The sequence below is a fragment of the Shewanella sp. BJSY2023SW005 genome (assembly GCF_047314585.1).
In the GTDB taxonomy this organism is placed as follows: domain Bacteria; phylum Pseudomonadota; class Gammaproteobacteria; order Enterobacterales; family Shewanellaceae; genus Shewanella; species Shewanella algae.
Map to the genome: position 1 here is coordinate 1 of NZ_JBKORJ010000061.1, position 22,291 is coordinate 22,291.

24 protein-coding genes and 1 pseudogene are annotated in these 22,291 nt (G+C 53.4%); 10 read left to right on the forward strand and 15 right to left on the reverse strand.

Annotated elements, in window-relative coordinates; all coding sequences use genetic code 11:
* Positions 1–224 precede the first annotated feature (224 nt).
* Complete coding sequence (gene degS / locus ACMHXI_RS19075; protein WP_062793558.1) at positions 225–1,307, forward strand: outer membrane-stress sensor serine endopeptidase DegS; 1,083 nt, start codon at positions 225–227, stop codon at positions 1,305–1,307.
* 76 nt (positions 1,308–1,383) lie between these two features.
* On the opposite strand, the gene rraB is transcribed toward degS, so the two are convergent.
* The 6 genes from rraB to ACMHXI_RS19105 all read right to left on the reverse strand — a co-directional run bounded on the left by rraB (position 1,384) and on the right by ACMHXI_RS19105 (position 5,929).
* Positions 1,384–1,773 carry a ribonuclease E inhibitor RraB gene (gene rraB / locus ACMHXI_RS19080; protein ID WP_025009331.1) on the reverse strand — a complete coding sequence of 130 codons (390 nt, stop codon included), beginning with the start codon at positions 1,771–1,773 and terminating at the stop codon, positions 1,384–1,386.
* A gap of 31 nt (positions 1,774–1,804) precedes the next feature.
* Complete coding sequence (locus tag ACMHXI_RS19085) at positions 1,805–2,548, reverse strand: 1-acylglycerol-3-phosphate O-acyltransferase (RefSeq protein WP_025009330.1); 744 nt, start codon at positions 2,546–2,548, stop codon at positions 1,805–1,807.
* 138 nt (positions 2,549–2,686) lie between these two features.
* Positions 2,687–3,448: a metal ABC transporter permease gene (locus ACMHXI_RS19090; protein ID WP_093982046.1), complete on the reverse strand. Its 762-nt coding sequence runs from the start codon at positions 3,446–3,448 to the stop codon at positions 2,687–2,689.
* A gap of 2 nt (positions 3,449–3,450) precedes the next feature.
* Entirely contained in the window at positions 3,451–4,359 is a 909-nt protein-coding gene (locus tag ACMHXI_RS19095) for a metal ABC transporter solute-binding protein, Zn/Mn family (protein ID WP_025009328.1), read from the reverse strand.
* The gene (locus ACMHXI_RS19100) at positions 4,343–5,548 is read right to left on the reverse strand and encodes a hypothetical protein (protein WP_025009327.1); all 1,206 of its coding nucleotides are present in this window, start codon (positions 5,546–5,548) and stop codon (positions 4,343–4,345) included. The genes ACMHXI_RS19095 and ACMHXI_RS19100 overlap by 17 nt, the downstream gene beginning before the upstream one ends.
* A gap of 81 nt (positions 5,549–5,629) precedes the next feature.
* Positions 5,630–5,929, reverse strand: a complete 300-nt coding sequence (locus ACMHXI_RS19105) for a hypothetical protein (RefSeq protein ID WP_144133909.1) — start codon at positions 5,927–5,929, stop codon at positions 5,630–5,632.
* 243 nt (positions 5,930–6,172) lie between these two features.
* Between ACMHXI_RS19105 and ACMHXI_RS19110 the strand changes: the two genes are divergently transcribed.
* Positions 6,173–6,298 (forward strand): hypothetical protein, encoded by a 126-nt coding sequence (locus tag ACMHXI_RS19110; protein WP_037436329.1) that lies wholly within the window; start codon positions 6,173–6,175, stop codon positions 6,296–6,298.
* Between the two features lie 4 nt (positions 6,299–6,302).
* Here ACMHXI_RS19110 and ACMHXI_RS19115 read toward each other — a convergent pair whose 3' ends face one another.
* Positions 6,303–6,638 carry a hypothetical protein gene (locus ACMHXI_RS19115; protein WP_025886860.1) on the reverse strand — a complete coding sequence of 112 codons (336 nt, stop codon included), beginning with the start codon at positions 6,636–6,638 and terminating at the stop codon, positions 6,303–6,305.
* A gap of 180 nt (positions 6,639–6,818) precedes the next feature.
* Between ACMHXI_RS19115 and ACMHXI_RS19120 the strand changes: the two genes are divergently transcribed.
* Positions 6,819–8,438 (forward strand): mechanosensitive ion channel family protein, encoded by a 1,620-nt coding sequence (locus tag ACMHXI_RS19120; protein ID WP_107110178.1) that lies wholly within the window; start codon positions 6,819–6,821, stop codon positions 8,436–8,438.
* A 60-nt stretch (positions 8,439–8,498) separates the two neighbouring features.
* Here ACMHXI_RS19120 and ACMHXI_RS19125 read toward each other — a convergent pair whose 3' ends face one another.
* Both ACMHXI_RS19125 and ACMHXI_RS19130 read right to left on the reverse strand, forming a co-directional pair.
* Positions 8,499–10,205, reverse strand: a complete 1,707-nt coding sequence (locus ACMHXI_RS19125) for a formate--tetrahydrofolate ligase (RefSeq protein ID WP_413735832.1) — start codon at positions 10,203–10,205, stop codon at positions 8,499–8,501.
* 233 nt (positions 10,206–10,438) lie between these two features.
* Positions 10,439–11,272: a MaoC/PaaZ C-terminal domain-containing protein gene (locus tag ACMHXI_RS19130; protein ID WP_107110230.1), complete on the reverse strand. Its 834-nt coding sequence runs from the start codon at positions 11,270–11,272 to the stop codon at positions 10,439–10,441.
* Positions 11,273–11,470: 198 nt separating this feature from the next.
* Here ACMHXI_RS19130 and ACMHXI_RS19135 point away from each other — a divergent pair, with 198 nt between their 5' ends.
* Positions 11,471–12,265: a methyltransferase domain-containing protein gene (locus ACMHXI_RS19135; protein WP_107352450.1), complete on the forward strand. Its 795-nt coding sequence runs from the start codon at positions 11,471–11,473 to the stop codon at positions 12,263–12,265.
* On the opposite strand, the gene ACMHXI_RS19140 is transcribed toward ACMHXI_RS19135, so the two are convergent.
* Together ACMHXI_RS19140 and ACMHXI_RS19145 are read right to left on the reverse strand one after the other, a co-directional pair.
* Positions 12,226–12,861, reverse strand: a complete 636-nt coding sequence (locus ACMHXI_RS19140; protein ID WP_025009325.1) for a chemotaxis protein CheD — start codon at positions 12,859–12,861, stop codon at positions 12,226–12,228. The two genes, ACMHXI_RS19135 and ACMHXI_RS19140, sit on opposite strands and share 40 nt — an antisense overlap.
* 45 nt (positions 12,862–12,906) lie before the next feature.
* Positions 12,907–13,794 (reverse strand): TraB/GumN family protein, encoded by an 888-nt coding sequence (locus ACMHXI_RS19145; protein WP_208185510.1) that lies wholly within the window; start codon positions 13,792–13,794, stop codon positions 12,907–12,909.
* Positions 13,795–13,841: 47 nt separating this feature from the next.
* Here ACMHXI_RS19145 and ACMHXI_RS19150 point away from each other — a divergent pair, with 47 nt between their 5' ends.
* Together ACMHXI_RS19150 and ACMHXI_RS19155 are read left to right on the forward strand one after the other, a co-directional pair.
* Positions 13,842–14,153 carry a hypothetical protein gene (locus ACMHXI_RS19150; protein ID WP_025009323.1) on the forward strand — a complete coding sequence of 104 codons (312 nt, stop codon included), beginning with the start codon at positions 13,842–13,844 and terminating at the stop codon, positions 14,151–14,153.
* 118 nt (positions 14,154–14,271) lie between these two features.
* Positions 14,272–16,006, forward strand: a pseudogene (locus tag ACMHXI_RS19155) (GGDEF domain-containing protein).
* On the opposite strand, the gene ACMHXI_RS19160 reads toward ACMHXI_RS19155, so the two are convergent.
* Positions 16,003–16,527, reverse strand: a complete 525-nt coding sequence (locus ACMHXI_RS19160; protein WP_025009321.1) for a DUF3016 domain-containing protein — start codon at positions 16,525–16,527, stop codon at positions 16,003–16,005. The pseudogene ACMHXI_RS19155 and the gene ACMHXI_RS19160 overlap by 4 nt on opposite strands.
* Positions 16,528–16,809: 282 nt before the next feature.
* Here ACMHXI_RS19160 and ACMHXI_RS19165 point away from each other — a divergent pair, with 282 nt between their 5' ends.
* Entirely contained in the window at positions 16,810–17,115 is a 306-nt protein-coding gene (locus ACMHXI_RS19165) for a hypothetical protein (RefSeq protein WP_208185160.1), read from the forward strand.
* A 6-nt stretch (positions 17,116–17,121) separates the two neighbouring features.
* Here the strand turns inward: ACMHXI_RS19165 and ACMHXI_RS19170 are convergent, their stop codons facing one another.
* Positions 17,122–17,631, reverse strand: coding sequence for a DUF4240 domain-containing protein (locus ACMHXI_RS19170; protein ID WP_144379758.1), 510 nt, complete (start codon positions 17,629–17,631; stop codon positions 17,122–17,124).
* 119 nt (positions 17,632–17,750) lie between these two features.
* Between ACMHXI_RS19170 and ACMHXI_RS19175 the strand changes: the two genes are divergently transcribed.
* The 3 genes from ACMHXI_RS19175 to ACMHXI_RS19185 all read left to right on the forward strand — a co-directional run bounded on the left by ACMHXI_RS19175 (position 17,751) and on the right by ACMHXI_RS19185 (position 19,551).
* Complete coding sequence (locus ACMHXI_RS19175; protein ID WP_037436326.1) at positions 17,751–18,146, forward strand: hypothetical protein; 396 nt, start codon at positions 17,751–17,753, stop codon at positions 18,144–18,146.
* A gap of 172 nt (positions 18,147–18,318) precedes the next feature.
* Positions 18,319–18,591, forward strand: coding sequence for an HU family DNA-binding protein (locus tag ACMHXI_RS19180; protein WP_025009317.1), 273 nt, complete (start codon positions 18,319–18,321; stop codon positions 18,589–18,591).
* Between the two features lie 267 nt (positions 18,592–18,858).
* Positions 18,859–19,551, forward strand: coding sequence for a TorF family putative porin (locus tag ACMHXI_RS19185; RefSeq protein ID WP_028779648.1), 693 nt, complete (start codon positions 18,859–18,861; stop codon positions 19,549–19,551).
* A 23-nt stretch (positions 19,552–19,574) separates the two neighbouring features.
* Here ACMHXI_RS19185 and rimK read toward each other — a convergent pair whose 3' ends face one another.
* Both rimK and ACMHXI_RS19195 read right to left on the reverse strand, forming a co-directional pair.
* Positions 19,575–20,480 carry a 30S ribosomal protein S6--L-glutamate ligase gene (rimK, locus tag ACMHXI_RS19190; protein WP_025009316.1) on the reverse strand — a complete coding sequence of 302 codons (906 nt, stop codon included), beginning with the start codon at positions 20,478–20,480 and terminating at the stop codon, positions 19,575–19,577.
* Between the two features lie 81 nt (positions 20,481–20,561).
* Complete coding sequence (locus ACMHXI_RS19195; protein WP_144164366.1) at positions 20,562–22,289, reverse strand: putative bifunctional diguanylate cyclase/phosphodiesterase; 1,728 nt, start codon at positions 22,287–22,289, stop codon at positions 20,562–20,564.
* Positions 22,290–22,291 lie beyond the last annotated feature (2 nt).

Here is a 22,291-nt window from a genome sequence, read left to right on the forward strand (position 1 = left end):
GGATAGAGCCTATCCACGTGCGTTAAAAATGAGTAAAAACAAGTATCCCATTAAGCCTAAGAAAAATGCCGTTCACACTAAGTGAACGGCATTAGGGATAACCCCGCTTTTTCTATTTCCGGTGCCCAATTCAGGGCAAAATTGACTTCCTGAGCCTTGACTATTGTTCGCAAGAGCAAGAAACATGCTAATCTAACGAGCCTTTTTTAATATTCAGCAATGTCATCATAATGAAAGAAACCCTGATCTATATCTGCAAAGCTGTGGTCTTTGGCCTGGTAATGGCAGCCGTCTTTCTGCTGGCCAACCGTTTTATGGGCGAAGGCAATCTCGGTGGCAACCTGTTGCAGTTCAGGGGAAACAGTGGTGCAGAGCTGTCCTTTGCCAAGGCGGTACGCCGCGCCGCGCCGGCGGTAGTGAATATCTATAGCCTGAGTATCAACCAGAGCCGGCCTCTAAATGGCGGCTCTCTGCAGGGCTTGGGCTCAGGCGTCATCATGAGCAAGGAAGGCTACATTCTCACTAACTATCATGTGGTCAAGAAGGCCGATGAAATTGTGGTGGCATTGCAGGATGGCCGAAAATTCGGTGCAGAGGTAGTCGGTCAGGATCCTGAAACCGACCTGGCCGTGCTGGAGATCCAGGGGGATAACCTGCCAGTAGTACCGGTTAACCTCGACAGCCCACCTCAAGTGGGCGATGTGGTGCTTGCCATAGGTAACCCCTATAACCTGGGGCAAACCATTACCCAGGGGATCATCAGTGCCACAGGTCGTAACGGCCTGAGCACAGGCTACCTGGACTTTCTGCAAACCGATGCCGCCATCAATGCCGGTAACTCGGGTGGCGCCCTGATAGACACCCATGGCGGCCTGATAGGCATCAACACTGCCGCCTTCCAGATAGGCGGTGAAGGGGGTGGCCATGGCATCAACTTCGCCATTCCCATCAAGCTGGCCTACGCTGTCATGGGCAAACTGATCAAGGACGGCCGGGTTATTCGCGGGGCTCTGGGGATCTCGGGTGAAGACGTCAGCCCGGTTGTGGCGCAAATACTTAACTTGCCGGATCTTCGCGGCGTAGTGGTAACCGGCATAGAACCCAATGGCCCGGCAGCACTGGCCGGTCTGAGGCCCAGAGATGTGATCACTCAGTATCAGGGTGAAGAGGTTACCCGCATCTATATGCTGATGGACAGGATTGCCGAGACCACCCCAGGTACCAAGGTCACCCTGCAGGTGATCCGCGCCGGTAAACAGATAGAGCTCCCGGTCGTTATTGGCGAGAAGCCGGTCGACTACAACTGAAAATAAATCTGCCGGCAAAACCGCCAGAGACAAAAACACCGGGCCAAGAACCCGGTGTTTTTATTGGTAACAGGACTTAGTCCTGCTCTTCGTCGTCTTCATCTTCCAGCTCGTCACCTATGTAATAGGTGCCCCAGCCGTCATAGTCAACCTTATGCTTGACCGCCAGCTGCAGCAACTGCTCACAGGCCTTATCCAGAAGTTCGGCTTCCAGTTGGTGGTAGGCAATGGCGTCAAAACAGAAAATCAAACTACCATCATCCAGTTCCACCTCTTCGGCATCGTTAACCTCAAAGCCCAATTTAAAGGCATCGACTGCGGCCTTTTCCAGGCGGTCAAAGTTAGTGGACGAAAAATGGTGTTCTATGGTGTATTCAGCATCGGCCTCAGAACCGTCATCCAGCAAGGACTGAATAATGTCACGGTTTTCCTGCTTCTGTGCCTGCAACAGACGTTCAATGGACATGCTTGTCTCCGAAAAAATAGGTCAGAGGGTATTATACGATATCCGCGGGCACAGTTTTACCCATAAGTGCTGCCGCCTCGGCATTGAGTTGTTTCAGTTTGCTGGCCATGGTGGCATGGACCTTATCGGACAACTCTTTAACATTGGCCTTGCTTAGGCCTTTGGTCGCCACCGGCTCCATCATCTCAATGATCACCACGCCATTGTTCCAGCGGTTGAGCTTGATATGGCACTGATTGGAAGCCAGTACCGGTACCATAGGCACTCCGGCGGCTATGGCGGTATGAAATGCCCCAGCCTTGAAGGGCAGCAAGCCGCGACCGCGACTGCGGGTGCCTTCAGGAAATATCCATACAGAGAGGCATTTCTCTTTGATCTTACGCGCCGTCTCGGCCATGGTTTCAAAGGCGCGGGTACGGTTTTTACGGTCGATGAGAATATTACCCGAAAGCCAATAAAGCTGACCAAACAGCGGCATCCACAACAGGCTCTTCTTTCCCAGGCTGACAGTGCCTTTGGGAACCGCTGCTGTGTGGGTAAACATATCGAAATTATTTTGATGGTTCGCCAGAAAGATACAGGGCTCACCCGGGTTGGTTTTGCCTGCACGCACTATGACTTTAACACCCAGTATAGGCGCTACCGCCGAAAACAGTCGGGCAAACAGGTGTACATTGTCTCTGTGTCTTGGACGCAAGATGCAAAAAATGCCACCAAAAACAAAGGCCAGCAATAAGAGTACCGCCAGCAGCAGAGAACGGACTATCAACAGCATAAATTTACTCCACTTATGCAACGGCGGACAGTATAGCTACAGGCCTGCTGTGGCTCAATCTTTTGTTTACATCTGTGCGCTGATTTTTAACAGCATAAAAAAATGCGGCCACTGGGGCCGCATTCAATCTCGCCAGTCTCAGCGGCGGCCGCTGAAGCCAAGCAGCACACGGAACAGCAGAGCGCTCAGTGCCAGAGTTGCCACTATGGCGGCCCCACTAGGCAGGTCATAACTCGCCGAGGCCCACAGACCGGCGACATAACCCAATACCCCGACCAGATAGGCCCAGCCAAGCGCGAAACGGCCGCTGTATTTATTCAGCGCCAGTGCAGGCAGGATCAAGGTGCTGAACACCAGATAGACACCCACCAGCTCCACCGACAGGGTTATCACCAGGGCAAACAGGGGATAAAACACGGCGCCATTGAGCAAAGACGGGCGCCACAGCAATAGCCCCAACACCAGAGCATAAACCAGTGCCGGCAAGATCAGTTGTGGCCAGTTGACCCAAAGGATCTGTCCCGACATCAGTTGCTTGAGCAGCTCGGCACCATGGGGGTCGTTGGAGAGCAGCAACATGGCAGCCACAGCGGCCAACACGTAGAAGCAGCCGATCATGGCCTCCAGCTCAGAGGCCATCTTACGTGACAACCAGGCTATGACTCCGGCCCCGGCCAGGGCAAACAATGCCGGCATCCATACATGAGAATAAGGAATATCCTCCAGATCATGGTTAAGATGCGCCACTATCGCCCCCAGAGCCGCCACTTGGGCAATCGCCAGATCGATAAAGATGATCCCGCGCTTCAACACCTGGCGCCCCAATACCACATGGGTTGAGAGCACCAGCAGGCCGGCCGCAAAGGCCGGCAAGAGTATGCTGAACAGTCCGCTGTCCATAATCAATTCACGCTCTTGAGCAGCGAGATGGCGCTGTCATACAGGCTGAAAAGATCCTGACTCTGGGCGTTACCACCGACCGACATGGGCAATACCAATACAGGCAACTTGGCTCTTTCACCCAACCAGTTGGCGCCACGTTCATCCTGATAGGATGCCACTACCACGGCACTGACATCCCCTTGCCCTGCCCGCTCAAGCAGCGAAGCCAAGTGTGAACTGCTGGGGGGCAACCCGGGCTTGGGCTCGAGATCCGCGACCTGAGAAACTCCCAACCAGTTGAACAGATAGCGGAAACTGGTGTGATAGGCGATAACCTTCTTGCCCTTGAGTGATGCCGCTTCGGCTTCCCACTTGGGAATAGCCTGCTGCCAACGCTCGCTGAATGCCTTGAGCGCAGCCTCGTAATCGGCTTTTCCTTGAGGGTCCAGGGCCACCAGCTTGGCGCTCAGCGCCTTGGCGATATCCAGCATCCGATACGGGTCAAAGTGCAGATGCGGATTCCCCTTGGCGTGCACATCCCCCATGCTGCGGTCGACCGAATCCAGCTTATCCAGGGTCTCAACCTGATCGGCTGCAAAAAACAGCCCCTGATCCGTAGAGCGCACCTTGGCGTTGGAAGATTTCATCTGCAGCATAGGCAACCAACCGATTTCCAGATCCGCACCGGCGCAGACCGCCAGATCAGCCTGGCGCATCTTGGCGATTAAACTGGGTCGAGCCTGCACCTGGTGAGGATCCTGCAAGGCGGTTGTGGCCGAATAGATGTCCGCATCCGGCGCCAAGCTCTTGGCCAACGCGGCATATTCAGGTTCACAGGCAAAAATATTCAGGCTGGCCTGAGCCTGCCAACTGGCCACCAGAGTCAAAGCGGCCGTGGCCAGGCCGACAAATTTAGAATTGATGCGCACCGTGGGCCCCCAGAGTCATAACGTATTGCAGAGTGATAACATTGTCGTCTTCGATACCGTCGAAATTAGTGCCACGCTGATTGGTGTACTGCAGTCTTACGGTAGAGAAGTGGCTGTGATGCCAAGCCAGGCTAACTTCGGTTTCTTTCAGCTTCTGACCGTGGAAATGATCGTCGTGGGCCTGCTGGGTATCCAGCTCGCCGTAGCGGATCCCGGTAGACCAGCTGGGGCTCCATTGGTAGACACCGCTCAGATACCAGCCCTGATGGTAATCTTTCGGCTCTGCATGGGCGTGTTCATCCTCGTGATGCTCATGCTCGGCCTCGGCAACGAAATCTGCCACCCGGAAATATTCACCACTCACAGTCAGGTGCTGATACTTGTAGTTGCCGTTGGGTGCCCACTTATAAACAAAGTCGGCAATATAGGTGTTTTCACCCGTATAAGAGGCACCATGGCTGTGACCTTCATGGTCGTGGCCGTGATCATGCTCCTCTTCCTCACCCGCGTGCTCTTCAAAAGGGGTCATGCGGCCATTTTCATTGCGCAGATAGGACAGCCCCAACTGCCAGGAGCTGTCTGTCCCTATATCGCCACCTATCTTGGTGTAAGCGGTATAAACACCCACATCCTTGAACTCGCGCTCGCCGTGTTCATCCTCGGCACGCATCTTGTCGCCCTTGAAAGCTTCCAGCCCCATTACCCAGTAAAGGTCTGTCGGCGCCACATAGTTCAAGCGGATACCATCATCGAAGTAATGATTGCCCAGGAAGGCACGGTAAGCCGCCGGTCTGTCGGTAAAGGCGTCTGTGTGGGGATGTTGGTTATTGAGATAGCCCACATCAGACAAGAAACGTCCGGCGCGCACCGCAAACCCTGCCGGCATCGCCAAGGTCTGAATAAAAGCCTCTTCCAGATTCACTTCGGTATCACCATCATGATTTTCTATGGTGGTGGTGAGTTTGCCGTAAAACATATCGTCAATATTGGCGCTGAGCGCCAGTTCGGTTTCCCCTAGACCAAAACCTTCCTGGCGCTCGGCCATGGGACGATCCGCCGTTTGATAATAGCCATCCAAAACCGCACTGATCGCCGGATTGGTCAGCGTAGGGTCCTGGGCCATTGCACAGGTGGAAACCAAGCCACAGGCCAAGGCCAGAGGCGAAATACGAGTTGAAAAAACAGTCATTTTAGCTCCTGAAATACAGCAGTCATCGCACCGCAATTCCATGCGGTCGATAGCAAAATTTAAATAGATGTCTCTTTAAATTCAGGCTGTTACAGGTGGAGCACGACTGTTAAACAGGCGAACGTGGGTCGCCTGCCTGGAAGGAGCCGTAAAACTGACTCTGATATAGGATTGTTTGACAGCATCCAGATGCAGCCCGGTGCCGGGCATGAGCTTGTTCAGCTGATGCTGATGGAAACAGAGGGTACAGTGGGTCTTGTGACCCTCTTCGAGATGGGAAATGCTGTGGGCCGATGCAGCCACAGACAAGAGCACCAGTATAGCGGCAAGCCATATGGCAATAGTGCTTCTTGTACGAACAGCGATATCCAAACCTAACATCCCCCAGATAGATCCGGCGCTAGTGTAAGCCAGCCTACCCCGAGGTTGCAACAAGGTTAACAAGGCGAAGCTGAAACTAAAAGTTACAAGATATGTAACGGCGCCAAGGTTTCGGCGCTAATTACAGCTTACAGGCCTGGCTGAGATTAAGTTCTGCTTAAGCTCAGCCGGTTAAGGTTTACCCTATACTCTTTGTGCTCGCGCGGGCCCGCCCATGGGAGCAGCCTAACCAAAGGAAAAGCTATGTTGGCATTTCTCAAAAATAACCTGGGGATTATCCTGTTTGCCATTCTGTTTTGCGGCGCCATTTTGGGCGGCATCTATTACGTAGAAACCTCCCTGGCCAATCAGGTACAGGTGGTAGACTGAGCCCTCAGCGATACTTCTGCCGCTGCGCCGAATCATCCTCTTCAACTTTAACCGGCGCTTCAACCGTGTGAAGATGATCCATCAGGTGGCTGATCAGCAAGACGATCAGCCCAAGGATTGCGACAGGTATCCCGAAGTGTCTGGTCTCTGGAACCAACCAGGCACAGATAGCCGCAGCCGCCCCCAGATAAAAACCCACCAGTTTCAATTTCAATAACCAAGGCGTCTTCCCAAGCCAGGCTTCACAATGAGGACACTGGATCTGCGCGGAAAAGCCACTGCCCCGCTGCCGGGCTATCTGAGAAACATTAAAGGTTTTATTGCAATTGGAACATAGCACTCGAGCGTTCTCCGGCGAGCTCAACAAAGGGGCGCTATTCTAGCAAAGCTGGCGTCTGCCTTATATCTCCCATGAGTGAAAAACCACAAATCCGCGAGCTTTTTGGGCGTCATGGGACATTTCGTGTCATATTTATTGACTCCAACACTTCAAAAATACAGATAAAAATCGGACAAAAACATGGTTAGAACTCTCTTGCTCGTGTTGTGTTTATCTCTTTCCTGGCAATCTTTCGCATCTGAACCCGAACCGCTCGCTACCGAGCAGCTCACTTTGATGCAGCAAACCATAAGACAAAATATCCAACAGCTTCGCAGTGCCAAGGGCGAACTCAAGGCGGTGACTGAGTTTAGGATCAAGGCGCTGACTCTGGCACAAAGAAATAAACTCAAAGAGAGCATAGATGCCATTGGCGACAAGAGCGCAGAACAGAATGCCAAGGTGAATGTTTTGCCGCACCTGCAAGCGCAGCGGCAACTCCTGCAGGAGATGGTGCAATATCTCGACAAGGAGATAATGTCGCTGCAGGGCAAGCTCGGCAAAGGGGAAGATCAACAGCTGATGCTTGAGATCTCCCGCCGCAGCCTGGAAAAGGATGAAATTCAAAAAGGCTTGCTGGAACTGCTCAATTGGTCAGAGCAACTGGGACAGGATGTCAGCCAGGCGAAAGAATCACTCAAGCAACGTCTTATCGTCAGAGCCGAGTTGCTCGAAAGTCTGGTGAGCTACAACCAGCAGCAGTTGGGCGTGCAAATGGCCGAAAATGCGCTGGCGGGCAAAGATATCAGCAGCGAGCAGAGCAAGACCTTGACCCTGCTGAAAGAGCGGTTGGAAAACAACAGCAGCAGCCTGAGTGCAGTGATAGGCATGCTGGATAAACTGGATGTAGATACCAGCGATCTGAAAAAGACCCTGTTTGCCATTTCCGGAGATATCACCCAGGACGTCCTCAATATCGATATCGTCTCCAGTCTGGCCGGACAATGGTTTGATATCGCCAAGGCGCAGTTGATTGAAGGCGGGCCGGATATACTGTTCAAGATATTTATCTTCTTGTTTATCTTGCTACTTACCGTCTTGCTGGCCAAATTAACCAAGCGAATCGTCGCCAAGGCGGTCAGTAACTCCAAGCTCAAGTTCAGCAAGCTGCTGCAAGACTTCTTCACCTCGCTTTCCGGCAAGATTATTTTCACCCTGGGACTGCTGATAGCCTTGTCACAGCTTGGATTCGAACTCGGCCCACTACTGGCCGGTTTCGGTATTGCCGGGGTAATTATCGGTTTTGCGCTGCAGGATACCCTGTCCAACTTCGCCTCAGGGATGATGATCCTTATCTATCGTCCCTTCGATGTGGGAGATCTGATCCATGCCGCCGGAGTCACAGGCAGAGTCAGCCATATGAGCCTGGTATCTACCACCATCAAGACCCTGGACAACCAGCGGCTGATCATTCCCAACAACAAAATTTGGGGCGATACCATCAACAATATCACCGCCGAGCATCACAGACGGGTAGATATGACCTTCGGCATCAGCTACAGCGATAATATTGAACAGGCCGAAGCCGTGCTGGAGCAACTGGTGCAAGAGCATCCCAAAGTACTTAAGCACCCTGAGCCTACGGTTAAACTGCACCTCTTGGGCGAATCCTCGGTGGACTTTGTGGTGCGCCCCTGGGTCAGGCCGGAAGACTATTGGGAAGTTTACTGGGACATTACCCGGGCGGTGAAGATGCGTTTCGACGAGGAAGGGATCAGCATTCCATTCCCGCAGCGGGACGTACACTTCTATCGCGGTTAAATCGGCGCGGCAGTATCCAATACAACAAAGGGCGCATCTGCGCCCTTTGTAATTGTCGAGTTAAAGCCCTATCACTTCACCCTGCTCATTGATATCGATATGCAGGTAGCCTGGGTTCAAACCCAGCCCAGGCATTGTCATCACCTTGCCCACCAAGGCGGTGACAAAACCGGCTCCGGCGTTAAGCCTAAGCTCAGTAATAGGCAAAGTAAAACCGCTGGGCGCCCCCTTGAGTTTGGGATCGTGACTGATAGACATAGGCGTCTTGGCCATACACACAGGCAACTTGTCTGCGCCAAGACGCCGGATCTCGGCCAGTTGCTCACGGGCCTTGGCCGACAACTCAACCCCGGCAGCGCCATAACCAAGCTCGGCCAGAGTTGCCAGACTGGCCTCGAGTCCAAGCGAAGGGTCATAGAGAGGCTTGAAGCCATCGCCCTTGCCTATGGCTGCCAATACCGACTCGGCCAGGGCCTTGGCGCCATCGGCACCTAGGGCAAAGGCCTCACTGAGTTCACAAGCATCGGCGCCCTCGGCGAGGCAGGCCTGTCTCAGCCACTCAAGCTCCTGCTCGGTATCCTCGGGGAAACGGTTGACGGCCACCACCACAGGTGTGCCGTAGCGGTGCACATTGGCCAGGTGCCAGGCCAGGTTGGCAAAGCCCTGCTCCAGTGCCTGTTGGTTAGGCCGGCTTACTGCCTCCCCCTTGAGCCCGGCATTACTCTTAAGCGCTCTCAAGGTCGCCACCAAGACGGTGCAATCTGGCTGACGCCCGGAAATCGGCGCCTTGATGTTGCAGAACTTCTCAAAGCCCATATCCGAGCCAAAGCCGCCTTCAGTGACCACATAGTCGCTGAGTTTCAGCGCCATTTCGTCGGCAATGATAGAGGAGTTGCCATGGGCGATATTGGCAAAAGGCCCTGTGTGGATAAGACAAGGGGCGCCGTTGAGGGTCTGCATCAATGTCGGCTCCAGCGCCTGACGCAAAATGGCGCACATGGCACCGGCAACCCCGAGCCGCTCGGCTGTGATGGCCTGTCCGGAGGTATCGAGTGCCAGCAACACCAGGCCGACACGGCGGCGCATATCGGCAAGATCGCGACTCAGGGCCAAAATGGCCATCAGCTCCGAGGCGGCGGTGATATCAAAGCCAGACTCATGCTCAGGGCCATTGTTATTTCCCAGCCCTACCTGAATTTGCCGCAGGCTGCGATCATTGTGATCCATCACCCTGTGCCAAAAGAGCTTTTCCGGATCGATATTGAGCGCATCCAAGCCACTGCGACGGCTGAACTCTGCCGCCCCGAGGCGTTGCTCGTGATGCAGCCTGGCATCCAGCGCGGCTGCGGCCAGGTTGTGGGCGCTGGTAATGGCGTGAATGTCCCCGGTAAGATGCAAATTCAGTTCTTCCATCGGCACTATCTGGGCATAACCACCGCCGGCAGCCCCACCCTTGACGCCAAAGACCGGCCCCATACTGGGCTGGCGCAAACAGGCGCAGACCTTGTGCTCGAGCGCATGCAGGGCTTGGGTCAAACCTATGCTGGTCACCGTCTTGCCTTCACCGTGTGACGTAGGCGTTATCGCAGTCACCAGAATCAGCTTACCGGGCAGATAGTCATAGACCCGTTCGAGCAAGGACAGCGGGATTTTTGCCTTGTGGTCGCCGTAACAGCTGAATTCACCGGGACGCAACCCCAGCTCAGTAGCGATATGCTCAATGGGACGCCTTGGCGTCATTCTAGAGATTTCTATGTCCTTCAACATTCAGTAAAACTCCCACAAGGGCCAAAGCAAATAGCTCAAAGGACCCGCATACTAGGCCATTCCGGCTTCAAGCTAAAGTCGGAGCCCTCTTTATTCAGCAATACCTTAATCTGGGTCAAGAAATCTCTGACCGGAATTGGCCGAAAAACAGTTTCCGAACGGAGGGAAAATAGCGAACGCAGGAATCATGGAGCCAAACAGGGGCCAAGGCGGGAAACCTAGGCCCCGACAGCTCAGAGCAGGGAGATCTCACCACAAAGATGCGGCCTGCGCCCTTTCTGATCTCTGAGTTCAAACTTATAGCCCTGCTCCATGGCCTCGGCACAGAAGCAGACACTGGCCGGCATAAACAGCGGCAACTTGAACGCCACGTCAATGACACAGGGCCTATTGCCCAGCTCAGGCATCAACTGAGCCACGCAGCGGGCCTTGGACCACATGCCATGGGCCAGCACCCGGTCGAAACCAAAACGCTTGGAAAGCAAGGGATGCAGATGGATCAGGTTATAGTCACCCGAGGCTCTGGCATAACGCCGCCCCAAGTCGTCACCCAACTCCCAGACACTGGGGTTTTCCCACTGAATATCCCCGGCCTTGGGTGGTCTTGCCCTGCGCCCCGGCTTATCTATGCGATACAGATAAGTAGACAAGGATTCCCACACCAGCTCTCCGGCCACAGTCACCCTGGAAATAAGGTCAAACTCCAGCCCGGAATCTGTCTCTCGGCTGTCAGTGAGGCGACAGTCGATATCGAAACGCTCATCAAGGGTAACACTGCGAAACTGACTGATACGGTTACGCAGGTGGATCATTCCCAGCAGAGGAAAAGTGATGGCGTCATGGGTAAAGATCACCGCATGCAACCTGAAGGCCATCACATACAGATAGGTAGGCGGCAGAGTTTTGCCATCAAACTCGAAGCCACACACCTGAGCGTAGTCGGCCACCTTGCCGGGCTCCAAAACCACGCCGGGAGTATTAACGCTGATACGAGGTAAAGGCTGGTTGTCCCAGCCAGGCTTTCGCCCGAAAAAAATCTTGCGATACAGCGAAAACAACGAAGGCATTGTTCGCAGTTCGACACTGAATTCCATAACCAAAAAGCCCACCTTGAGTATTCCAAGCCGAGCATTATACCTCATCCCTGCCGTTTTCGGAGCTATCTATGATTTTGCGATCTGTCCGCCATAAGCGCTTGGGCCTGATGCCAAGGGCTGCGGCTTGTGAGACACTATATGCCTTCAAGTCATTCAGAACCCTCCAAAGTGCAAGATCAGAACTTTGACAAGCTGGCGCAAAAGTTCGCCAACAATATCTATGGAACCCCCAAAGGGCAGATCAGAGCCGCCGTACTCTGGCGTGATCTGCAAGAGCACCTCCCCTATTTTGCCGGCCGTAAACTCAGAGTACTGGATGCCGGTGGCGGTTTCGGTTTTTTCAGTCAGAAACTGGCGGCCATGGGGCATGAAGTAGTACTTTGCGACATCTCCTCGGCCATGCTGGAACAAGCCAAAGAGCAGATTGCCGCCTCGGCCGAGCTCTTGGATATTCAACTGCTGCACTGCGCCATTCAGGAGTTGAACGTAACGGAACAGGGCCAGTTCGACCTTATCCTCTGCCATGCGGTTGCCGAATGGTTGCATGATGCCAAGGGGACGCTGGCAGGCTTGCTGTCACTCTTGAAAGATGACGGCCTGTTTTCACTGATGTTTTTCAATAAGGAAGCGATGCGCTTTCACGCCCTGGTGTCGGGCAATCTCGACTATGTGGCTGCCGATCTGCAGACCCGCAAAAAAGTCCGCCTCAGCCCGAAACATCCGCTGCAAATAGCCGATGTACAAGCTTGGTTTAACGAGTGGCAACTGGAGTTGAGGTGTGAATCCGGGGTAAGAGTCATCCATGACTATCTTAAAAAGAGCTTGCCGGATAATTTCGACTTCCAGCAACTGCTGGAGATGGAGCTGAAATACTCACGCCAGCAGCCCTATCTTTCTCTGGGCCGCTACGTGCATTTCATTGCTCACAAGGCATCCGGGCCGAACAACTCGATCGAGGGTTGATCTTTGCCATCCACTATCTGATCCAGATAACGGTTCTCTTCCGGCACCAGCTGCGCTAGGCGTTCGGGATCCATGTGCTTGAGCAAGACCTTGCCGCTGTTGGGGTGAAACATCACCTTACGCGGCCAAGGGCCACCCAAATCCTCCGCCTGCACAGGGATCTGCTCGAGTTCGAGATAACGTAGTACAAAATCTATGTTGGACTGGCCGACATTCAGCACACTGCTTTGGCCCATTCTGGCACCGCCGAATACTTTGGCCTGTAATCTGTGTCGCTGACCACCGACACAGAGTATGGCATTGATCAGCTGCTCCATGGCCCAGTTGCCGTAGCGGCAGCTGTAGCTGGTCAGTTGGTGCCAATCTTCGTGAAGTTTGCGCTCGGGTAACAGAAAATGATTCAGGCCACCTATGCCGAGTACAGGGTCCCAGATACAAGCCGCCACACAAGACCCCAAGCGGGTAAAAATGTACTCATCGGCACCTGTAATATAAAAATCGCCGGGATCGACCCTGGCAACCACCTTGCCAAAACGTTCATCCCACTGACGAACTGTTCCTTCAAACCCCTTGTACGCCTCGCTAATGCCTTGCATCTCAACTCCCTGTGTCCAAGCACAGCAAGTATAGACCTCAGCGCCTCAGTTTGCCTCGCCGGGCGGTATATCACAGCTTTGCCGCCAGCAGTTACGGCTGCTGACTCCGGCTTTATGCAAATACTCGAGTAAGCTCTTTTTACCGGCCAGATGCCCGGCACCGACGGCCACAAATAGTGGCGCCTGATTGGAAGCCATCAGACTCAACAGGCGCTCGGCCATGCCTTGGTTACGCTGCCACAGCAGTTTTTCCAGCAATACGTCTTCACCTTCGGTGGACAGCTGATGCAACATCAACTCGGCCAACGCTTTTTCATTACCGCTGCGCCAAGCCGTGATCAGCGCCTGGATCTCCCTATCTTCACCGCGAATGCTCTCCCGCACCATACTCCACTGATACTCCAGCGCCAGCGAGTCCAGCAGTGCCAACTGCATTTCTGTACTTTCCAGCTCCAGCACGGGTCTGTCACCGACCCCATCCAACAGATACTGTTCCACACCCAGGCTGGGTTGATAACCCAGCTCCACGAAGCGCTGCATACTGATCTGTACCGACTGCAACCAGGGGGACATCATAGCCAATTGCCGGCACAAAGGCTTGCCGCCACAGTATCCCTGCAGCAGCGTCTGGGTTTCCTCATCAGGTGTTGCGGCCTTCAAGCCATACTTCTGCAGCAACTGCTGCGCCGCAGGATCGCGGACATCGGCTTCCAGCACCAGAGCACCGGCGTGGCGATAGGCCTGCTCTATCTGGTTTGGCAGTGGATAGAAGTCGGTCTTGCCGACATGCACTGAGCCCATGAGAAAAGCCGTCTTGCCGGCAAACTCCAACTGATGGAAAGGCGGCTTGTCGCCATCTCTTGCTTGGGCCATACCGCTTAAAAGCAAGCCACATCCGAAGAAGATCCACAGCAGTCGACTTGTTGCGCGCATCCCTGTTCCTTATAATTTCAGCCAAAGTTCACCAGTTAGAGGCTGTTATGCCATACACCAAGGTCATTGAGCAACTGAAAGCCAATCTGCAGACCGCTTACCGTCAGGCTGTCGATGCCGATAACCGTCTGGATCAGCTGCAACAGGCCGGCCATGGAAAGTTTTCTGCCGTATTTACCCAAGAGCAAGGCTTTACCACATGCAGTAATCGCTTCCTCCCTTATGTACAGGAGCTGGCACAGGCGGTAGCGGATCTTGAAGCCGAAACGGCGCCCACCCCGGAACAGTTGGAGGCGCTGCTGCCGAAACTGGCGGTCTTGCTGCAGACCCTACAAAAATTTAAACAGCAGAGTAAATAGCAAGAGTTCAAACTGCAAAATCACTCCGATAAGCCGGGTCAAGCCCGGCTTTGTCATCTTAGTGTCACTTGCAACACCTAGACTCTATCCGATTTGGGGCCTGGTGAGGTATTGCAGTTTGATGGCCATAGACAGGATTGCTGAGCTTAGAAGTGTGTTGGATAAAGAGGATATCACCGCACTGTTTCAGCCGATTATCAACATAGACAGCAACAGTATTCATGGCTTTGAAGCCCTAAGCCGCGGCCCTATCGGCAGCAGCGTTCATTCTCCATTTCATCTGTTCAGTACCGCCGAACGACTGGGGCGCCTCTCCGAGCTGGAGACCTTATGCCGCCGGGTCTCCATAGCGCAATTCCAACAAAGACAACTGCCGGGCAAGCTGTTTATCAATATCTCCCCCAAGGCACTGCTGGATCCAAGTCATCCCAAGGGGCAAACACTCAAACTCTTGCAACAGTTCGGCATAGCACCATCCAATGTGGTCATAGAGCTGTCGGAACAATACCCGGCCGATGACATAGATCAGCTCAAAGCCTGTCTGGATCACTACCGCAATCAAGGGTTTCTGACCGCACTCGACGACCTTGGCGCCGGCTACTCAGGCCTGCGCCTCTGGTCAGAACTCTCGCCCGACTATGTCAAAATTGATCGCCACTTTATCCATCAGATAGATAAGTTTCCGGTTAAACAGGAGTTTGTCCGCTCCATCATAGAACTGTGCCAAAGCCTGACCTGTAAAGTCATCGCCGAGGGCATAGAGACAGAAGCCGAGCTGACGATACTGCGTCAGCTCGGGATCACCTATTGTCAGGGCTTTTTGCTTGGCAGACCCGAGGCGCAACCTGATAGGCAATTGCAGACCCGCTATCTCGCCATTCGTCAGCAGGAACAACCGAGATACAACGAGGCAGCGGAGAGCCTGTGCCATCAGGCACAAACCTGCTGCTCTGATACCGAACTCAAGCAGTTGAGCGAACGCTTTCTCTCCCAGCCAGAGCTTCAGTGCATAGTGGTGCTGGAGCAGAAACAACCCTTGGGGCTAGTATATCGCCATCGACTGATGGAGCTGTTTTCCCGGCCCTATGGCCGCGCCCTTCATGAGCACCAAGCGGTCACAGAGCTCATGGACAAAGATGTGCTTATGGTCGATGCGGCCACGCCGCTGTCGCGGGTGAGTCAAAAACTCACCGCCAAGCCTGGTACCGAAATAGCGCAGGAATTCATTATTCTGCGTCAGGGCGACTTCATCGGTCTGGGCCACACCCGCGAGCTGCTGCAGCGCATCACTGAACACAGAATACAGACGGCGCGCCACGCCAACCCATTGACTGAATTGCCCCGGGAATGTGCCCATTCAGGAAGAGCTGCAACGGCTGCGCAAACTGCGACAGCATTTCTATCTGGCCTATTTTGAGCTATGCCATTTCAAACCCTATAACGACATCTACGGCTTCAGTCGCGGTGATGAAGTGATAAGGGCAGTCGCCGGCCTGCTCAGACAATACGGCAAGGCGCAATTTATCGGCCACGTGGGTGGGGATGATTTCGTAATGATAGGCACAAAGCCGCAACTGCTCGGGGTTTGTCAGCAAATATTGGCAGAGTTTGAACAGGGCAAGAGGCAGTTTTTCAGTGACGAGCACTGGCAAAGACAACACTTGTTTGCACAGGACAGACAAGGGCAGGAATGCCTTCAACCGCTACTGCGCCTCAGCGTCGGAATACTGCCACCGCCATTGAGTCTGGACGCCAGCGAGCATCAGTTGTCCCGCTTGTGTGCACTGGCAAAAAAACAGGCCAAGCACAGCACTCAAGGGCTGTGCTTGCTGAAGATGCCGAAGACGGCTTAGAGTTTAGGCTTGAGTGTTTTCTGGAACCAGTCTTTCAGCATTCTTTCTTCATAACGGAAGCTGTCGCTGTTAATTCTGTCTACATGGTCGAGAAACTGCATATCAGTCAGCTTTTCATCGCCGGCAACGACCACCTGATCGCCTTCCAACAAGCGATAACTGAAGCTTATCTTGGGCGGATAAACGTTCTTGACTACACGTATATCGTTGGCGGTAGCGCCAAAGGTAGGCCGCACATCGCCGGCCAAATCCACGTCTGTGACTGTCAGTTCCAGCTTTTGGTTGTCTTTTAGAGATGAGGAAACGTCTTTATCCAAGGCTTTGGTCAAGGTCTCGAACAGACGTTTTTCGTAACGGGATTGCAGCTCGCTGGCAGACTTGATGTCCCGAAAATCCTTGGGTGACTGCCACTCAATTTTTACCTTACCCGACTCGGTAACCGGGTTTTCATCGACCTTGTCGGCCGCCAGCGCCGAGCCAGAGGTCAGGGCTGCTGCAAGTAACAGATATCTGATTTTCATATCAGCCTCCTTTGGGAGCGAATGTCAGTATGCATTTGGTTCAAACTCAGAGTATAAAATTTAACCTGAATCCGGGCTTAACGCAAAACTAATATGCGAACATCATCCTGTTATAAGTGATTATTTTATTTTGTTATTTTTCATAGCCACCCACAAAAATGCGTTAACCTGAGTATCAATTTGTAGCAGCCCCAACAAGCTTTAACACAAGGCTGCTTGAGTCAGGCCCGAGGAAGTAATCTAATAGCAGTGCTAAAAAAACCAGTCACAACAGGAGTGCCAGTGAAATTCTCGCCGTCTTTGCTGATTACCTTGGGACTATTTACCGCCCTGGGAATTGTTCTCGTCGCCATCAATCAGGATGCCAAACCCAAGGGGCCGGAAACCTGGAGCGCCTTCATTTATACCCATGGCTTCGATTCGGGGCGTTATATCAAAGAGGACGATTTTGGCGACTATGCCAGCTGTAAGGCGTTTGCCATCGAGAAGTCCCAGGCCTCGGAGGGGGCACCTTGGGAGTGTGGCAGCTACTGCCGCTTCGACTCCCGCCGCCAAGGCTTTCAGTGCGAGCAGATGCGCAACGACTAAGCCTGCTTAGAAAGGGAAACGGGCGCTGAGCTTGGGGTAAAGCTTGCGCAATGCCTTGGGTTGATCGTTGAAACGTTTACCCTTGGGCTGACTCAGCCCCGAAGGCACAAAAGGCAACTCTTTCCCGGTACGGGTCTCGTATAGCTGGCCGGCCAGCAGATCTATCTCCTCAACAAAAGGATAAGCATAGCCATTCAGCTGCGGCCAAACATCCAGTTCCCCCAGCGAATCCGCTGCATTGCAGGCCGCCTGATAACGCTCCTTACCCAGAGTCACCAGGAAGTTGCGAAACTCGGCAAAACCATAATCTGAATCGACTCCGGCGATGATGTAAGCAGCTCCCCAGAGATCCCAGCTGTAACTCAGCCTGAGCTGCCGGGCAAAGTGTTTATCAAACTCTGCCAGCTCATCATCGCTAAGACCTTGCAGTTTTTCGGTCAAACGCGCCTGGAGTTGTTGTTGGTCCTGTTCTGGATAGTCGCGGCTGACCAGCTCCCAAAACTGCTCTTCTGTCATTGAGTGTTATCCTGCCAAAAATGTCGGCGGTTATTTTACCGCAAAAAGCGATTAAAATCCGGCTGGACTCCCCCCAGGGCTTTCCATAGACTTAGGCCAATTTCTCACAGGAGTCATTTATGTCCATTTCAAGACCAATACCATTGGTACTGCTTTGTATCCTCTACCTGGTACTGGCTGTGGTAGCACTGTGGCGCACCATCAGCACCGGCGCTGTGGATCTGTTTACCTTGGGAGTCATCCCTGTATTGGTAGGCATAGTAATGCGCACATCCTGGTCATTGTGGGCATTGCGTATCTATCTCTTTATTCAGACTCTGGGACTCATGGCATTTGCCACTACGGCTTTGGTTGCACTGCAGATTACGCCGCAGGATGTCAAACTGGAGCTGGCAGGGCGAAATATCCCCTTGCTGCCGCTGGCGGCTGTGTTGCTGGCCTTGCTGTTATTCCAGTATTGGGTGGCTTTTTCCGGCAGGACCAAGCGCTTTTTGCAGCAGGAAAAGTCTGACTAGATCGCACTGAATTTAAGGAAATCGGCGACCGGCTCACAATTTTGTGTCTTTTTGGTTAAAAAATAGCGGATAAAGCCCAAGAAGCCCGCTGAAAGGCCTTTTCAAGCCAAAAACCTTATGGCATGTTAGATGGGCAATAATAACTTATCGACGGAAAGAAGAGACGCTCCAGATGAACAAAACTGAACTGATCGCTAAAATGGCAGAACACGCCAACCTGTCCAAGGCAGAAGCTGCCCGCGCACTCAAGTCGTTCGAAGTAGCGGTGACCGATGCCATGAAAGAAGGAACTAAAATCTCCATCGTAGGCTTTGGCTCTTTCGAAACTTCAACCCGTGCAGCCCGCACTGGTCGTAACCCGCAAACCGGTAAAGAGATCCAAATCCCTGCCGCCACTATTCCCAAGTTCAAGGCCGGCAAGGCACTGCGTGACAGCGTCAACTAAGCCGCTTTTCACGGATGAAAGCGCCTCATATTGAGGCGTTTTTTTATTGCCTGAGGTTCCTAACACTCCATTGCACAAAAAAAGTGCAGCCCGCCCCAGCGAAATGCAACATTTCCTTAACCTACCTCACACTCAAAAGCTAACCACATGTATTTAATGCCTATTTAAACTTGGCACAGGATTCGCTCATTCCGCACAGACAATAACGAGTATCTGCACCGGTCAAGCTTGCCCGGCTCCAGAACCCAAACCATCGAGGGGATGAGAATGAAACACACCAAGTTTTCACTGTCAGTTATTGCAGGTCTGTTGTTGGTGGCCGGCGAAGCCCAGGCCGCTGTATCGGGGAATATAGGTGCCGCCTCCAACTATCTGTGGCGCGGCACCACCCAGACGGATGACTCTGTCGCCGTTCAAGGCGGTATAGACTATAGCCACGACTCGGGTTTTTACCTGGGAACCTGGGCCTCCAATGTCGACTTTGGTGACGATACCAGTTACGAGCTCGATTTTTACGGTGGTTACTCCGGCAGCATAGGCGAAGACTTTGGCTATGACATCAGCTATCTCTACTATGGCTACCCGGATGCCGAAGGCGATATCGACTTTGGTGAGCTGGCGCTGACTCTCAGCTGGAAGTGGTTTGAGTTGGGTTATGCCAAGGTGGTTAACGCCGGTGATGACGTGGCCGCTGCGCCACTGGATAACAAGGATTTGAGCTATATCCACGCCGGGTTCAGCTATCCCATCACGGAAACCGTGACGCTGACGGCACACTATGGTTATTCAGACGGTGATGTGGTGCAGAGTTGGTTCGGGGTTTCCGACTACGCCGACTACCACTTGGCCATCAGCAAGGAAACCGGCATAGGCTCAGTCTCCTTTATGGTGGCCGATACGGATCTGCCGGACGACGATGCCAAGATAGTGCTCAGCTATGTCTATGAGTTCGAATTCTAAGGATGGGAAAGCCCGAGGCGCAATCAGGCGATGACAGGACGATTGCGTTTACGGGCAGCAACCATTTTTTCGATATGCTCCACTATCGGCTCGGCCACCTTGATACCTGTGGTCAACTCTATACCTTCAATACCCGGAGCTGAATTGACTTCAAGCACCAAGGCGCCACGCTCGGAGCGAAGAATATCCACTCCGGCAACAGCCAGCCCCATCGCCTTGACCGCATCAATGGCTGTCTTGCGCTCCTGAGGGGTAATCTTGATTTTCTCGGCGCTGCCGCCCAAATGCAGATTGGAGCGAAAATCCCCCTCCGGGCCCTGACGTTTCATGGCCGCAACCACCTTGTCGCCCACCACAAAGCAGCGAATATCACTGCCGTTGGCTTCTTTGATATATTCCTGCACCAGAATATTGGCCTTAAGCCCCAGAAAGGCTTCAATAACGCTCTCGGCGGCCTTTTTGGTTTCGGCCAGCACCACGCCTATCCCCTGGGTGCCTTCCAAAAGCTTTATCACCAGCGGCGCACCACCCACCATGGCGATGAGATCAGGAATATCATCCGGCTTGCTGGCAAAACCTGTGACCGGCATACCCACCCCTTTACGGGAAAGCAACTGCAGTGCCCGCAGCTTATCCCTTGAGCGGGCTATGGAGATAGAGTCATTGGCAGCATACACCCCCATCATCTCGAACTGGCGCACCAGGGCACAGCCATAGAAAGTCACACTGGCATGGATCCTCGGGATAATGGCATCAAAACCGCTGAGTTCTTCACCTTCAAGATGGATACTGGGCTGCACCGAGTTGATGTTCATATAACAGTTGAGTGGATTGATCACCCTGGCCTGATGACCACGTCCCTCACAGGCTTCCACCAGCCGGCGGGTAGAATAGAGCTCGGGAAATTGAGAGAGAATACCGATTTTCATGTTTGAGTGATCCGCCAAAGAGTTATGGCCCAGCAAAAGAAGTGGCATCTTTGACTATCCCTTGCCAATAGGCAAGTAAAATCAAACATCCCCCTCGGCCAGCAAAGGTAAAATATGCTGGGTTTCAAAATCCTGGGGCTGAATTGGCCGACAATAGAGATACCCCTGCAGCAGGTTACAGCCCCGCTCACGGCAAAACTGCGCCTGCGCCTCGGTTTCTATGCCCTCGGCAACTGACACCACGTTAAAGCCGTTGGCAAAGTTGATCAAGGCCGACAACAGACGCTTGCCGCGTTCATCCTGTTCGACCGAAGCCACAAAACTCTTGTCGATTTTCAGCACATTGATGGGAAAGTACTTGATGTGTTCGAGGGATGAAAAGCCAGTGCCAAAATCATCCAGAGAGAAAACAACTCCCAGTGCAGCTATCCGCTCCAGTACCTTGGCCAGTTCCAGCGGTTCCTCTATCAAGGCATTTTCGGTGAGCTCCAACTCCAGCAGCGAAGCCGGTAGCCCGGTTTGCTGCAATACCCTGACTATGGTCTGATACAGGGTTTCACGAATGATCTGCGACGGTGACAGGTTAACCGCCACAGATAACTGCTTGCCTACCGGAGCGAGTATGGCGAGCCACTTGACGGTTTGCGCGCAGGCCTGTGCCAACACCCACTCGCCTATCTCATCTACCAGGCCTATCTCTTCGGCTATCGGCAGGAAACTGTCCGGCGCCAGCAGCCCATCTTCAGGATGTTGCCAGCGCAGCAAGGCCTCCATTCCCAACAGCTCGCCAGAAATCGCATCGAATTTCCCCTGATAAAAGACCCTGAATTCATCCCGCTCCAGCGCGGTTCTCAGGCCCATCTCGATGCGGTTGCGAAACCTGACTTCTCTGGCCAACTCTTCAGAATAGAACTGGATCTGGTTGCGGCCCACCTTCTTGGCGCGATACATGGCAATGTCGGCACACTTGAGCAGCTCAGAGCTGTCACAGACAGAATCGCTGTACACTGCAATGCCAATGCTGGCACCGATAAGCACATCATGTTCCCCCAGAGGGAAAGGCTCTTCAAAGGCCCTTTGCAGCCTGTTGGCCACCGCCATCGGGAAGTAACGATTCTCCGACTCGGTCACCAGCACTACAAATTCATCGCCGCCGAGACGGGCAATGAGATCCCCTTCCCTGAGCGCCGCACTGAGACGGTTGGCCACTTCCACCAGTAGGATATCCCCCACCTGGTGCCCTAAGGTGTCGTTGATACCCTTGAAATCATCCAGATCCAAGAGGATCACCGCCAGCATGTCCTGATGACGCTTGACCTGACTCAAGGTACGATTCAGGCAGAGCTCAAAACCGTAACGATTGACCAGCTTGGTCAGGGAATCATGTTCGGCCAGCTCTTTGAGTTTCTCGTGGCTTTGGCGCAATGCCAACGCCATGGAAGCCCTTTGCTTGGCATTGCGGATGGCACGGGTCAAGCGGCTGGTATTGACTTCATCCTTGAGCAGAAAATCCTGCGCCCCCAACTCGATGCAGCGCTGCGCCAGCTTGTCGTCTTCATAACGGGAGATCATCACTACCGCGGTTTGCTCTCCGGCCGATTCATTGAGGCGGCTCAATACTTCCAGGCCATTGGCATCGGGCAACATATAGTCGAGCAGTATGCCGTCGAAACGCTGCTGGCAGGCGAACTCCAAGCCACTCTGGGCACAGTTGGCCTCCATCACCTTGAACGCCAGTGACGATTGATCCAGGGCGCGGATGATAGCGGCTCTGTCTATCTCATCATCATCGATCAACAGCAGATTCATGC

What these genes read in the sequence shown, in the direction of transcription:
- rraB (WP_025009331.1), bottom strand. Translation starts at nt 1,773, where the DNA reads ATGTCCATTGAACGTCTGTTGCAGGCACAGAAGCAGGAAAACCGTGAC.
- ACMHXI_RS19085 (WP_025009330.1), bottom strand. Translation starts at nt 2,548, where the DNA reads ATGCTGTTGATAGTCCGTTCTCTGCTGCTGGCGGTACTCTTATTGCTG.
- ACMHXI_RS19090 (WP_093982046.1), bottom strand. Translation starts at nt 3,448, where the DNA reads ATGGACAGCGGACTGTTCAGCATACTCTTGCCGGCCTTTGCGGCCGGC.
- ACMHXI_RS19100 (WP_025009327.1), bottom strand. Translation starts at nt 5,548, where the DNA reads ATGACTGTTTTTTCAACTCGTATTTCGCCTCTGGCCTTGGCCTGTGGC.
- ACMHXI_RS19105 (WP_144133909.1), bottom strand. Translation starts at nt 5,929, where the DNA reads ATGTTAGGTTTGGATATCGCTGTTCGTACAAGAAGCACTATTGCCATA.
- ACMHXI_RS19110 (WP_037436329.1), top strand. Translation starts at nt 6,173, where the DNA reads ATGTTGGCATTTCTCAAAAATAACCTGGGGATTATCCTGTTTGCCATT.
- ACMHXI_RS19120 (WP_107110178.1), top strand. Translation starts at nt 6,819, where the DNA reads ATGGTTAGAACTCTCTTGCTCGTGTTGTGTTTATCTCTTTCCTGGCAA.
- ACMHXI_RS19125 (WP_413735832.1), bottom strand. Translation starts at nt 10,205, where the DNA reads ATGTTGAAGGACATAGAAATCTCTAGAATGACGCCAAGGCGTCCCATT.
- ACMHXI_RS19130 (WP_107110230.1), bottom strand. Translation starts at nt 11,272, where the DNA reads ATGCCTTCGTTGTTTTCGCTGTATCGCAAGATTTTTTTCGGGCGAAAG.
- ACMHXI_RS19140 (WP_025009325.1), bottom strand. Translation starts at nt 12,861, where the DNA reads ATGCAAGGCATTAGCGAGGCGTACAAGGGGTTTGAAGGAACAGTTCGT.
- ACMHXI_RS19145 (WP_208185510.1), bottom strand. Translation starts at nt 13,794, where the DNA reads ATGCGCGCAACAAGTCGACTGCTGTGGATCTTCTTCGGATGTGGCTTG.
- ACMHXI_RS19150 (WP_025009323.1), top strand. Translation starts at nt 13,842, where the DNA reads ATGCCATACACCAAGGTCATTGAGCAACTGAAAGCCAATCTGCAGACC.
- ACMHXI_RS19160 (WP_025009321.1), bottom strand. Translation starts at nt 16,527, where the DNA reads ATGAAAATCAGATATCTGTTACTTGCAGCAGCCCTGACCTCTGGCTCG.
- ACMHXI_RS19170 (WP_144379758.1), bottom strand. Translation starts at nt 17,631, where the DNA reads ATGACAGAAGAGCAGTTTTGGGAGCTGGTCAGCCGCGACTATCCAGAA.
- ACMHXI_RS19175 (WP_037436326.1), top strand. Translation starts at nt 17,751, where the DNA reads ATGTCCATTTCAAGACCAATACCATTGGTACTGCTTTGTATCCTCTAC.
- ACMHXI_RS19180 (WP_025009317.1), top strand. Translation starts at nt 18,319, where the DNA reads ATGAACAAAACTGAACTGATCGCTAAAATGGCAGAACACGCCAACCTG.
- ACMHXI_RS19185 (WP_028779648.1), top strand. Translation starts at nt 18,859, where the DNA reads ATGAAACACACCAAGTTTTCACTGTCAGTTATTGCAGGTCTGTTGTTG.
- rimK (WP_025009316.1), bottom strand. Translation starts at nt 20,480, where the DNA reads ATGAAAATCGGTATTCTCTCTCAATTTCCCGAGCTCTATTCTACCCGC.
- ACMHXI_RS19195 (WP_144164366.1), bottom strand. Translation starts at nt 22,289, where the DNA reads ATGAATCTGCTGTTGATCGATGATGATGAGATAGACAGAGCCGCTATC.